We start from the raw sequence: 13149 nt of genomic DNA, 5'->3' as shown, positions 1-13149 counted from the left end.
GCATGCAAAAATTGAAACGCTTTAGCTTACTGTTCTTATTTTTATTTACATTGCCAATCGCAATTGGGCAACTACCTTTTCCGAACAATGAGTTTTCTGAAAAACCAAAAGAACCGGCTCATGTTGTGTATGCCGCATCACAAGTTTTATCTACGCAGCAACCTTTGATTCAAACGAATGTGCCTTTTCATGTATTAATGCTCTATACGCATTCCCATGAATCGTATAAGCCTGTCGTTGCGCAATCAAAAGGTTTACAAGAGGTATACGATGATCAGACAAATATTTATTCGATGCAGCAAATGATGCAACACTATTTTCAGCTCAATCAAATTACATCAAGTGTCGTTGATTTTGATGTGATGACTGAATTAAAGAGCACTGGTGCAAAAATGTATCAGGCCTATGGTGTTATGCGTCCAGTATTAGCGACAAAATTAAGCGGTGAAAACTATGATTTAGTTATTGACTTTCATCGGGATTCAGCAACGAGTAAAGTGACAACACTGGAAAGTAACGGCGAGCGTTTTGCGAAAATTGCCTTTGTTGTAGGTGCAAAGCATGCAGGATATGAAGCGAATTTAACTTATGCAACTGCGCTTAGTGAACAATTAAATCGTATGATGCCTGGTATTTCACGTGGCGTTATTAAAAAAGAAGGGGAAGGCGTAAATGGAGTGTACAATCAGGATTTATCGCCAAAGATGGTGTTGATTGAACTGGGCGGTATTGATAATACAAAAGAAGAAATAGAGCGTACGATGGCAATTTTAGCGCAAGCGATTCGAAAAGCGTTTATGGAGATCACCGTTTAAGCAATTTTTTGTCTAATATAGCACTTTTAAATGGTGCGAAAGAAAATTTGATTTAGCTCGTTTGGCGTTGGCTGTTGTAGTTTCGCGTAAGTTCATAGTATAATTTAAATTACAGAATGCCTCTTGTGAACCTTTACTTCATTGGTAATTGCGCACAGAGGCTATATTTTAGTAGAAAAGTAAGTGGATAAAGATCTACATACGTAGTGACACCATCTCGCACGTAAATGGAGATACGGTGTTTTTTCTAATTAGGAGAGGACAAATACATGAACCGAGAAGAACGCTTAAAACGCCAAGAAAACATCCGAAATTTCTCGATTATCGCACATATCGACCACGGGAAATCAACATTAGCAGACCGCTTATTAGAAACAACGAAATCCGTGACACAACGTGAAATGAAGGCTCAATTATTAGACTCAATGGATTTAGAACGTGAGCGCGGAATCACGATTAAATTAAATGCTGTTCAATTAAAATACAATGCTAAAGACGGGGAAGTTTACACATTCCACTTAATCGACACACCAGGACACGTCGATTTCACGTATGAAGTATCTCGTTCATTAGCTGCATGTGAAGGTGCAATTTTAGTAGTCGATGCAGCACAAGGTATTGAAGCACAAACATTAGCCAATGTTTATTTAGCAATAGATAATGATTTAGAAATCTTACCAGTTATCAATAAAATCGATTTACCCGCAGCAGATCCTGAGCGTGTACGCGGAGAAATAGAAGATGTTATCGGTCTTGATGCTTCTGAAGCGGTACTTGCTTCGGCTAAAGCTGGTATTGGAATTGAAGAGATTTTAGAGCAAATTGTAGAAAAAGTACCAGCTCCACAAGGCGATCCAGATGCGCCGTTACAAGCGTTAATTTTCGACTCTGTCTACGATGCCTATAAAGGGGTAATCATCTCGATTCGTATCGTTAACGGTACTGTAAAAGCTGGCGACACGATTAAAATGATGGCCACAGGTGCCGAATTTGAAGTAATCGAAGTAGGTATCCATACACCAAAAGCAATTCCTCAAAAAGAATTAACAGTTGGTGACGTAGGTTACTTAACCGCATCAATTAAAAATGTGGGCGATACACGTGTAGGGGATACGGTAACATATGCTGGTCCTAATGGTGCCACAGAGGCGTTAGAAGGGTACCGTAAGTTAAACCCAATGGTATACTGCGGTCTTTATCCAATCGATACAGCGCGCTACAATGACTTACGTGAAGCATTAGAAAAGTTAGAATTAAACGACTCAGCACTACAATACGAGGCCGAAACATCTCAAGCATTAGGCTTCGGTTTCCGTTGTGGATTCTTAGGACTTTTACACATGGAGATCATCCAAGAGCGTATCGAGCGTGAGTTTAATATTGATTTAATTACAACAGCTCCTTCTGTAATTTATGAAGTAACGAAAACAGATGGCACTATTTTAAAAGTGGACAACCCATCAATGATGCCAGACCCACAAAAAGTTGATAAAATTGAAGAACCATATGTAAAAGCAACAATCATGGTACCAAACGATTACGTAGGTGCAGTTATGGAGCTTTGCCAAAAGAAACGTGGTAACTTCTCTGGTATGGATTATATCGATTCTACGCGTGTAAAAATCGTTTATGAAATGCCGTTAGCAGAAATTGTGTATGATTTCTTTGACTTCTTAAAATCAAATACAAAAGGTTACGCGTCATTTGACTATGAGTTAATTGGCTACCAACCATCTAAATTAAATAAAATGGATATTTTATTAAACGGCGAGCAAGTCGATGCATTAAGTTTCATCGTGCACAGAGACTTTGCTTATGAGCGCGGAAAAATAATTGTAGAGAAATTAAAAGAATTAATTCCTCGTCAACAATTCGAAGTACCAATTCAAGCAGCAGTTGGTCAAAAAATTATTGCCCGTTCTACGATTAAATCAATGGGTAAAAACGTTCTTGCAAAATGTTACGGTGGTGACATTTCACGTAAACGTAAATTACTTGAAAAGCAAAAGGCCGGTAAAAAACGTATGAAACAAGTTGGTTCAGTAGAAGTACCTCAAGAAGCCTTCATGGCGGTACTGAAAATGGACGATCCGAAGTAAATTTTTTAAGGCAGAAAGAGCAATCTTTCTGCCTTTTACTTTTTAGGTGAGAAATAGGTAACAATTTGCTAAAGTAAGAAGGAAATGAAATCTAATTTAAAATGAGGCGTGATTTTATGTCGGACATTTTAAACTTTTTACAATTTAAAAATGAAAAATTAGAACGTCAGCTTGAAAAACTATTAGAACGGGCTAATTCTCCAACGGACCTTGTTGATGCATTATTAGAAAATAAAGCAGTGAAGCTAGAAGACCATAAATTATTTTTGGCATTTTTAGCATATTTAGAGCAAGGTCAGCTCGATGCAAAAACTTTATTTCAAGATGTAATCAAGCTACCAAAACACCATTTTGAAGCAAAATATGAAATGAATTGGACACAAGTCATTCAATTAAGTGTCACATTTCTTACAATTTTGCGCATAAATGACAAAGAAAGCTATAAACATTTCATCGACTAGCTTGTCGGAACGTATGACTATTCGCTATAATGATGAAATGAGTAAAAGGATTGAGAGGGGCAACAGTCGATGAATGAAGAACAACGACTAGCTAGTCAGCAGATTAAACAACCAAAAGAAGAAAAAGACTATAGTAAATATTTCGAAAAAGTATTTACGGCTCCTTCGTTAAAAGACGCGAAAAAACGTGGTAAAGAAGAAGTTAAATATCATAAAGATTTTGATATAGATGAAAAGTATTTAAGAATGGGTACAGATCGTAAGTTTTACATTCGTACATATGGCTGCCAAATGAACGAACACGACACAGAAGTAATGGCTGGTATTTTCATGCAGCTTGGCTATACACCGACAGAAATGATCGAAGAAGCAGATGTAGTGCTATTAAACACATGTGCAATTCGTGAAAACGCAGAGAACAAAGTATTCGGTGAGTTAGGCTTCTTGTTAAAATATAAACGAAAAAATCCAGAGATGTTAATCGGCGTTTGTGGATGTATGTCGCAAGAAGAATCCGTAGTTAACAAAATTTTAAAACAGTACCAGCATGTTGATATGGTGTTCGGTACACATAATATTCACCGTTTACCAAACATTTTACATGACGCCTATATGTCGAAAGAAATGGTCGTAGAAGTTTGGTCAAAAGAAGGCGATGTCATCGAAAACCTTCCGAAAAAGCGGATTGGCTCGATTAAAGCATGGGTGAACATTATGTATGGCTGTGATAAATTCTGTACCTACTGTATCGTTCCTTATACACGTGGTAAAGAGCGTTCTCGCCGTCCAGAAGAAATCATCCAAGAAGTACGCGATTTAGCCGCACAAGGGTATAAGGAAATTATGCTACTTGGTCAAAATGTTAATGCATATGGCAAAGACTTCGAAGATATTGAGTACCGTTTAGGTGACTTAATGGATGAATTACGTAAAATTGATATTCCACGAATTCGTTTCACAACAAGTCATCCACGAGACTTCGATGATTATTTAATCGAAGTGTTAGCAAAAGGTGGCAACTTAGTAGATCATATTCATTTACCAGTACAATCTGGCTCAAATGAAATTTTAAAAATTATGGCGCGTAAATATACGCGTGAGCACTTTTTACAATTAGTTGATAAGATCAAAGTAGCTATTCCAGGAGTAACGTTAACAACTGATATTATCGTTGGTTATCCGAATGAAACGGAAGCACAATTCCAGGAAACGCTTGATCTTTATCGCCAAGTAGGCTTTGATATGGCGTTTACCTACATCTATTCGCCACGTGAAGGTACACCGGCTGCGAAAATGATCGACAACGTAACTGAAGAAGAAAAGAAAGACCGCTTACAACGTTTAAATACAGTGGTAGGGGAATTTTCTGCAAAAGCTTTAAAAGATTTAGAAGGTCAAATAGTAGAAGTTTTAGTTGAAGGCAGCAGTAAAAGACGAGATGATGTTTTAGCTGGCTATACGCGTAAAAACCGTCTTGTAAACTTTAAAGCGGATCCAAAATACATTGGAAAGCTTGTTCAAGTAAAGATTTTAGAAGCAAAATCATACTCGCTTATGGGAGAGTTTGTTGAAGAAATTAAAGAATAGGTGGAATTCGTAACATGACAAAATTATATTCTAAAGACGAAATCGTCGAAAAGGCAAAAGAAATTGCACATATGATTGCTAACACGGAAGAAGTAGAGTTTTTCAAAAAAGCAGAAGAACAAATTAACGAAAATCAATTTGTCCGTGAAAAAATTGCATCATTAAAAACACTTCAAAAGCAAGCGGTAAACTTTCAGCACTTAGGGAAAGAAAAAGCATTAAAAATGATTGAAGGCAAAATTACAGGGATTGAAGAGGAAATTGATTCTCTTCCAGTCGTACAGCAATTCAAACAATCACAATTTGAAGTAAATACATTATTACAATTAGTATCAAATGCCATCGCCAATAACGTAACAAATGAAGTAATCGTATCAACTGAAGGCGATTTATTAAAGGGTGAAACAGGATCAAAAATACGTAATAGCGTTCCAGGTTCTTGCTCATAATATTTTTTTAAAACAGCTCTCTACTTCTAGGTAGAGGGCTTTTTTTTACATCATATTACATTTTTTGTAGGTTTTTAGTCGCAATAAGTGTAATTTTTTGTTATACTTTTTAATTAGTGTAAGAAATTAGGAAGGATAAGGTGTATGAACGAATTTGGTAATCAACGACATAGCGATGATGAAATGTATTTTTGGTTATGTCAAATGGCACGACAAGTTGACACGGCTATATTAATCATTGATCCGAAAAAAGGATATACAATTAATTTCGCAAATCACATCTTTACTCGTTTGACTGAATACAGCGAGTTAGATTTAATGGGTAATACATTATCAACATTATACGGACCGTTAACAGATTTATTAAATGAACAGGCAATACAAGAAAGTATTGAAAATGGCTTAACATTTAAAACATCTTCTTTCCATTACCGAAAAGACGGTTCGGCTTTTTGGAATGAGGTAAGTAATTTACCAGTGCGCAACCTAAATGGTGAACTCCAATATAGCGTGCTTATAATGAAAGATGTTACCGAGTCGATCAACGTAGAATCCTTAATTGAATTAGAGCGTGATGTGTATTTTAGCTTAGAAAATGGAGAATCTATTGACGAAGTTTTAGGAAATATTTGTTCAAATGTAGAAACGACATTCGGGAAAAAATGCCATTGTTCGATTGTAATACACAATAAAAGTAATCATTCCGTAAAATACTACGGAGAATTTGCTGATGAATTAATTACGATAGATAAAAATTTACATATATTAGATGTCCGTGAAGAAAGACAGCATCTTGTAAAAAAACCAGTGATTGTACGAGATATTCAAAGTTCGAATTTAAGTAAAAAATATAAACAGTTAATTGATAAATTTAATTTGCAATCTTTATGGAGCCAGCCAATTTTAAATACGGAAGGCGAAGTGATTGGTTTATTTACAATGTATTTTGAACAAGAAGCAGAACCGCAAGAAGTTGACTTCAAGTTTTTAAATCGCATTGCACCGATTGTTACCTTAGCATTGAAGTATTTTGAACAAAAAAACGCCATTCGATTATTAGCATATCAAGATGTATCAACAGGATTAAATAATTTAGAACAATTTAAAAATACGATGAATGCTTTAATTGAACACGGTTGTGAAGGCTATTTATATATTATTGAGCCAGGTGAATACCAAAAGATTGTTGATATATACGGCCGTCAAGGCGGCGATGAAATTTTACGCCAATTAGCCAGTCGACTTCAGAATGTCCGTACATTTGAAGATTCGATACTTGCACGTTATACGAACTCATCGATAATTGTCGCTTCACGTTTGGGAATGAAGGAAATAAAAATTTCACAACAAGAACGGGAAGGAATATTGTTTGAGCCATATTTCATTGATAATAAAGAAGTATACGTTACGTTAAAGGTTGGGACCTCAGGTTTTTGTGAAACAATAACCTTAAACGAAGCAATTCGACAAGCTGATACGGCATTATCAAGTGCTATAAAAGCCACAGGTACGGTTGTGAAACGATTTGAAGAAGGACTAATTGAATCTGTTGAGCGCGAAATGAATGTATTGGCGCATATTCCCCACGGGCTAAAAAATGCTGAATTTTTCCCAATGCTACAGCCGAAAGTCAATATTGAAACCGGAAAAATTAAGAGTTTTGAAGCATTGGCTCGTTGGATTTCAGCTGATTTAGGATTCGTTTCACCAGCACAATTTATCCCTGTTGCCGAAAATACCGGGAATATTTATAAAATCGACCGTGATATTTTCCGAAAAGTACTGCAGTGGCAAAAGCAACGTTTAGAAACTGGATTTAAAATGTATCAAGTATCAGTAAATATTTCACCAAGTCATTTTTATAATCCCTCATTTGTCGAAGGTTCAATCAAGTTGATCGAACAGTACGGGATTGATCCGCAATATATTAAATTCGAAATTACAGAGAGTATTGAACTAGAAAATGTCATGCGAGCAAAGCGAATTATTAACGAACTAAATGAATACGGCATTGCAACATCTATTGATGATTTCGGAGTCGGTTATTCTTCGCTAAGCTATTTACAACAGCTACCATTTGAAGAAATTAAGATTGATAAAAGCTTTGTCGACAATTTAGCAGACCCGCGCATGAATGCAGTCATTAAAACGATAATTCAGCTTTCAAACGACTTAAATATGGAGTCGGTTGCAGAAGGAATTGAAACAGAAGAACAACATCTTGAATTGAAGCGCCTTGGTTGTGACATAGGTCAGGGTTATTACTATTACAAACCAATGAAGTTAGAAGACATTGATCAGTTATTAGAGGATCAAAAGTTAAATATATAACACATGAAGCAGCTATTCTTTTTGAGTAGTTGCTTTTTCAAATTTCACATCACCCTTTAGGCAACTGCCGCATACACTAGTTCGAGTAGTTGAAGAAAGGGGAGATGTTCGGTGAAGCGTTTGCGCCAAATTGTAACAAAAGCAGTGATTGCGAAAGGAAAAAAACGTACCGAATGTAAAGAAACGCTAAGTCCACCGAATGCGCCGACAAGTATTCTCGGCTGTTGGGTTATTAATCATCATCATCAAGCAAAACGAGTTGGTAAATATGTTGATGTATCTGGGAAATTTGATGTAAATGTTTGGTATGCGTACAATAATCATTCGAAAACGGCGGTATTTACGGAAACGATTTCGTATAAAGATCGTATAAAGCTATCATTCCGAGATGGTGATACGGGTGATTCAGATGATGTTAAGATTCGTGTGTTGCAACAACCAAATTGTATTGAAGCCATCATTACGAAGCAAGGCGATAAATTCCAGGTGACAATTGAAAGGGAATTCTTAGCTGAAATTATTGGAGAAACGACAGTTGTTATAAATGTGCATCCATCAGATTATGAAGAAGATTGGACATATGATGATGAAAGTTCTATTAATGCATCAAGTTCTTCTAGTTCCTCTAGCTCTAGTTCATCTTCTAGTTCGTCATCGTCAAGTTCAGCGGCACAGCAGTTTGATTCTTCATCTTTTGAATAATCGATCTTATGCTCAAGCGATAAAAAGCTTGAGCCTTTTTATTTTCAAAAAATCGTTTTGAGATTGGTTTTGCAAGTGAGGAATTTCTTGTGGCTAGTGGTATAATAGCAAGTACAAGTTTTAGCAAATGAGGGAAGTTCGAATGACTACATATACACCAATGATGCAGCAGTACATGCTCGTTAAACAAGATTATCAAGATGCGTTTTTATTTTACCGTTTAGGAGATTTTTATGAGCTCTTTTTTGATGATGCCATTAAAGCATCACAGCTTTTAGAAATTACGTTAACAGCGCGTGGAGGGAGTACGGACAATCCGATTCCCATGTGTGGTGTGCCACATCATGCGGCGCAGGGCTATATTGAAACACTCGTTGCAAAAGGCTATAAAGTAGCCGTTTGTGAACAAACAGAAGATCCGAAGAATGCAAAAGGCGTTGTGAAGCGCGAAGTCGTACAAGTCATTACGCCAGGTACGATTACAGAAGGAAAAGCACTCGACGGAAAAACCAATCATTTCATCGCAGCGGCAGAAAGTCTTTCAAATAATGAGATTGCGTTTGCCTATTTAGATGTATCAACTGGTGAAGCACACACATCCATTTTAGAAGGAAGCGCCAAGGAATTGGTTCAACAATTAAATGCCTATGCGATTAAAGAAGTCATCTTAACAGAGCAGTTACAACTTTTAATGGCCGACTTTGCAGAAAATAGTGGAATCGTGCTGTCATTAGAAAAAGAAGAAATGAATGAACAACGTGCAGCGAAATATGTAACAGACATTCCAAGTGTCCTGCAAGGTGTTGCCAAACGTTTATTACAATATGTTGAGCGCACACAAATGCGTTCACTATCCCATATTCAAGCATTTACGTATTCAGAAGCAAACAGTTACTTACGCATTGATACAAACTCCAAACGTAATTTAGAGCTAATTCAATCGATTCGTGGTGGGGATGCGAAAGGTACATTACTTTGGTTACTAGATGAAACGGTTACTGCGATGGGTGGACGTAAGCTAAAGCAATGGATGCATCAACCATTAGCAAACAAACAGGCAATTGAAGCACGTCAAAGCGTTGTTACAGAGTTAATCGAGGAATTTTTCTTACGTGACGAATTAACACAGCTTTTAAAAAGTGTCTATGATTTAGAACGTTTAGCAGGACGTGTTGCCTTTGGTTCAGTAGGTGGTCGTGATTTAGCACAACTACGTGAATCATTACGCCAAGTACCGTCCATTAAAGAGAAACTAATCGAAAGTGGCCGTGAAAAATGTGTTGCACTGGGGCGAGACTTAGATTTATGTGCAGATGTCGAACAACTATTAGCCAATGCCATTACCGATCATCCACCAATTTCCATTAAGGAAGGCGATGTGATTCGCGATGGCTACAACGACCAGCTTGATCAATATCGTGATGCATCCCGTCACGGCAAGGATTGGATTGCCCAACTTGAGCAAAAAGAGCGCGAATTAACAGGCATTAAAAACTTGAAAATCGGCTATAACCGTGTATTTGGCTACTATATTGAAATTACGAAATCTCACTTAGGCAATACGGATTTAGCGCGTTTCGAACGGAAGCAAACATTAGCCAATGCCGAGCGTTATATCACAGAAGAGTTAAAAGAAAAAGAAGCGCTTATTTTAAATGCGGAAGAGCAAAGTTTAGCGCTAGAATATAATTTATTTGTCGCATTACGTGATGAATTAAAAACTTATATTCCGCGTGTACAAGCATTAGCAGCTCAAATTAGTGAACTGGATGTATTGATGAGCTTTGCTGCTGTAACGGATAAATATCGTTTTACAAAACCAGTATTCCATGAAGGCCGCGCGTTAAAAATCATTGAAGGCCGCCACCCGGTTGTAGAAAAAATGCTGAATAAGCAAAGCTATGTACCGAATGACTGCGTATTAATGGATGATAAAAACATGATGCTGATTACAGGTCCGAATATGTCGGGTAAAAGTACGTATATGCGTCAAGTGGCATTAATCGTAGTACTCGCACAAATGGGTTGTTATGTTCCAGCACAAGAAGCCTTATTACCGATTACTGATCAAATTTTCACACGAATCGGAGCAGCAGATGATTTAGCAGCAGGACAATCAACATTTATGGTTGAAATGTTAGAATCACAACATGCGATTACCCATGCGACAAAAAATAGTTTAATGCTTTTCGATGAAATTGGTCGTGGGACATCAACATATGATGGAATGAGCTTAGCGCAAGCAATGATGGAATATATTCATGAAGAAATTGGCGCCAATACATTATTTTCAACGCATTATCATGAGTTAACGGATTTAGAAAACGAACTAGACCGCTTGCAAAATGTTCATGTTAGTGCAACGGAGCAAGATGGGCGAGTCGTATTCTTGCATAAAGTAAAAAAAGGCGCGGCCGATAAAAGTTACGGCGTGCATGTGGCAGAACTTGCAGACATGCCTCAAGCGATATTAAATCGTGCACGTGTGTTGTTAGAGCAATTTGAAGCAAGCGATATGAAACAAGAGAAAATGCCAACAGTACCAGTTGAAGTGCTAAAACCAGAACCAGAACCAGAAAAAGTGGTTATTCAGCCGACTGTTGCTGAAGAAGAATTACAATTATCGTTGTTCCAAATTCAAGAAGGCCCTGCTATTTCAAAAGAGGAACAAGAAGTTTTGGCAGCTATTTCAAAATTAAATGTTATGGGCACAACACCAATGCAGGCAATGACCATGCTTTATGAGTTACAACATAAACTATTAGCAAGTAAATAAGGAGGAATGCCGGATGGGAAAAATTCAAATTATGGATGAATGGCTGTCGAATAAAATCGCAGCTGGTGAAGTAGTAGAGCGACCATCATCCGTTGTCAAAGAGCTAGTTGAAAATGCCATTGATGCGGGTAGTACATCGATCGAGATTTTTCTTGAAGAAGCCGGTCTTACTTCCATTCAAGTAGTGGACAACGGGAGTGGAATGGACGAAGCCGACGCATTAATGTCGTTTTCTCGTCATGCGACTTCTAAAATTGAAAAAGAACAAGACTTATTCCGAATTCGTACGTTAGGTTTCCGTGGAGAGGCTTTGGCGTCAATTGCCTCTGTTTCTAAATTAACATTACGCACATCGGACGGAGATGGAGGGGTACACCTGTATTTAGAAGGTGGCCATTTAAAAGAGCATAAACCAACTGCCCTACGTCGTGGTACAGACATTACAGTAGCACAGCTATTTTACAATACCCCCGCGCGCTTAAAATATTTGAAAACGATTCAGACTGAGTTAGGGCATACGATTGATTTTATTAACCGTATCGCATTAGGTTACCCGGAAGTTGCGATTAAGCTTGTGCATAATGGTCAAACATTGCTACAAACAAATGGACGTGGTCAAGTGCAGCAAGTATTAGCTGCGATTTACGGAGCGCATAATGCGAAAAAGATGCTAGCTTTTGAAGGCAGTAATAATGACTATAAAATTCACGGCTATGCATCACTACCTGAAGTGACACGGGCATCGAAAAACTATATGTCACTGTTTGTAAACGGACGCTGGGTGAAACATTTTGTTATTCAAAAGGCCATAATTGATGCGTATCATACGTATTTACCAATAGAACGATTCCCAATTGTATTACTTTATGTAGAAGGGGATCCGCAATTAACAGATGTCAATGTCCATCCTGCGAAGCATCAAGTACGACTTAGTAAAGAGCCAGAGCTACTAAAATTAATCGAGGATACAATTCGTCAAGCAATTCGTGCGGTTAATCGAATCCCACTCGCTGAAAAGAAAGAAAAGCCAGTCCGAGTTCCAAGCGAACAAATGAATATTTGGAATCCGAGCACTGCGACTACACCAGGTTTTGATACACAAAAAATGACATCACTTGTTGAACGATTAACGAACGAGCAGACAATCGTGAGAGAACCCTATGTACCTTCACCGATGCAAACTCAGCAAGAAGAACATTTTGATCAACAAGTAACAATATCGCAACCAACCGTAGAAGTAGTGCAAGAAATGAATGAACTAGAAAGTATACCGTTTGAACCAATGCAAGAGGTAGAAAATGTTGATGAAATTGAACGAACTAATCCAAAACGCCATTTCCCACAAGTAGAAATCGTTGGTCAAATTCATGGAACGTATATCGTGGCACAAATGGAAGACGGCTTTTATCTAATCGATCAACACGCGGCACAAGAACGTATTAAATACGAATATTTCCGTGATAAAGTTGGGGAAGTCAACGCCAATGAACGCCAATCACTCCTCATGCCATTAACATTTCATTATTCTGCAGATGAGGCCATCCGTTTAAATGAATCAAAAGCAGCCTTAGATGATGTTGGGGTATTTTTAGAAGAGTTTGGTCAATCATCATTTATCGTACGAGAATATCCGACATGGTTTCCAAAAGGGGAAGAGCAGGAAATCATCGAGCAATTGATCGAGCAAGTGTTAAACACGCGTATAGCAGATATCAAAAAATTGAGAGAAGCAGCTGCCATCATGATGAGTTGTAAAAAGTCGATTAAAGCGAATCACTATTTAGACCAGCAGCAAATGGAGCGTCTCATTGAAGATTTGCGAAACGCAGACAATCCATTTACTTGTCCACATGGGCGCCCTGTTTTAATTCACTTTACGTCGTATGAAGTAGAAAAAATGTTTAAACGCGTTATGTAGTTTGACAATGA

Annotated in this window: 9 protein-coding genes; all 9 read left to right on the top strand. The window is 37.6% G+C overall.

Translation table 11 applies throughout. The features are described from left to right. The first annotated feature begins 2 nt into the window (after nucleotides 1-2). The 9 genes from spoIIP (at nucleotide 3) to mutL (ending at nucleotide 13138) form a co-directional block, all read left to right on the top strand. A complete protein-coding gene (gene spoIIP / locus DCE79_RS12225; RefSeq protein WP_108713317.1) occupies nucleotides 3-815 on the top strand; it encodes a stage II sporulation protein P in 813 nt (270 codons plus the stop codon). A 269-nt stretch (nucleotides 816-1084) separates the two neighbouring features. Next, complete coding sequence (lepA, locus tag DCE79_RS12220; protein ID WP_108713316.1) at nucleotides 1085-2914, top strand: translation elongation factor 4; 1830 nt, start codon at nucleotides 1085-1087, stop codon at nucleotides 2912-2914. A gap of 116 nt (nucleotides 2915-3030) precedes the next feature. Continuing rightward, nucleotides 3031-3375, top strand: a complete 345-nt coding sequence (locus DCE79_RS12215; RefSeq protein ID WP_108713315.1) for a hypothetical protein — start codon at nucleotides 3031-3033, stop codon at nucleotides 3373-3375. Between the two features lie 69 nt (nucleotides 3376-3444). Continuing rightward, complete coding sequence (gene miaB / locus DCE79_RS12210; protein ID WP_108713314.1) at nucleotides 3445-4962, top strand: tRNA (N6-isopentenyl adenosine(37)-C2)-methylthiotransferase MiaB; 1518 nt, start codon at nucleotides 3445-3447, stop codon at nucleotides 4960-4962. Between the two features lie 14 nt (nucleotides 4963-4976). Further along, entirely contained in the window at nucleotides 4977-5411 is a 435-nt protein-coding gene (locus DCE79_RS12205) for a YlbF/YmcA family competence regulator (protein WP_108713313.1), read from the top strand. Nucleotides 5412-5555: 144 nt separating this feature from the next. Next, on the top strand, nucleotides 5556-7742 hold the full coding sequence (locus tag DCE79_RS12200) for a bifunctional diguanylate cyclase/phosphodiesterase (RefSeq protein ID WP_108713312.1): 2187 nt from the start codon (nucleotides 5556-5558) through the stop codon (nucleotides 7740-7742). A 111-nt stretch (nucleotides 7743-7853) separates the two neighbouring features. Then, nucleotides 7854-8444 (top strand): outer spore coat protein CotE, encoded by a 591-nt coding sequence (cotE, locus tag DCE79_RS12195; RefSeq protein WP_108713311.1) that lies wholly within the window; start codon nucleotides 7854-7856, stop codon nucleotides 8442-8444. 142 nt (nucleotides 8445-8586) lie between these two features. Continuing rightward, nucleotides 8587-11220 (top strand): DNA mismatch repair protein MutS, encoded by a 2634-nt coding sequence (gene mutS, locus DCE79_RS12190; protein ID WP_108713310.1) that lies wholly within the window; start codon nucleotides 8587-8589, stop codon nucleotides 11218-11220. A gap of 13 nt (nucleotides 11221-11233) precedes the next feature. Continuing rightward, the gene (gene mutL / locus DCE79_RS12185; RefSeq protein ID WP_108713309.1) at nucleotides 11234-13138 is read left to right on the top strand and encodes a DNA mismatch repair endonuclease MutL; all 1905 of its coding nucleotides are present in this window, start codon (nucleotides 11234-11236) and stop codon (nucleotides 13136-13138) included. Nucleotides 13139-13149: the final 11 nt, after the last annotated feature.

Origin of the sequence: Lysinibacillus sp. 2017 (assembly GCF_003073375.1) — a bacterium.
In the GTDB taxonomy this organism is placed as follows: Bacteria; Bacillota; Bacilli; order Bacillales_A; family Planococcaceae; genus Solibacillus.
Note: the sequence above shows the minus strand (reverse complement) of the source record. Positions and strands in the feature narration are given on the sequence as shown.

Bases quoted from the DNA above. Each gene is read 5' to 3' on its own strand.
- spoIIP (WP_108713317.1), top strand. From the start codon at position 3: ATGCAAAAATTGAAACGCTTTAGCTTACTGTTCTTATTTTTATTTACA.
- DCE79_RS12215 (WP_108713315.1), top strand. From the start codon at position 3,031: ATGTCGGACATTTTAAACTTTTTACAATTTAAAAATGAAAAATTAGAA.
- mutS (WP_108713310.1), top strand. From the start codon at position 8,587: ATGACTACATATACACCAATGATGCAGCAGTACATGCTCGTTAAACAA.
- lepA (WP_108713316.1), top strand. From the start codon at position 1,085: ATGAACCGAGAAGAACGCTTAAAACGCCAAGAAAACATCCGAAATTTC.
- mutL (WP_108713309.1), top strand. From the start codon at position 11,234: ATGGGAAAAATTCAAATTATGGATGAATGGCTGTCGAATAAAATCGCA.
- DCE79_RS12200 (WP_108713312.1), top strand. From the start codon at position 5,556: ATGAACGAATTTGGTAATCAACGACATAGCGATGATGAAATGTATTTT.
- miaB (WP_108713314.1), top strand. From the start codon at position 3,445: ATGAATGAAGAACAACGACTAGCTAGTCAGCAGATTAAACAACCAAAA.
- DCE79_RS12205 (WP_108713313.1), top strand. From the start codon at position 4,977: ATGACAAAATTATATTCTAAAGACGAAATCGTCGAAAAGGCAAAAGAA.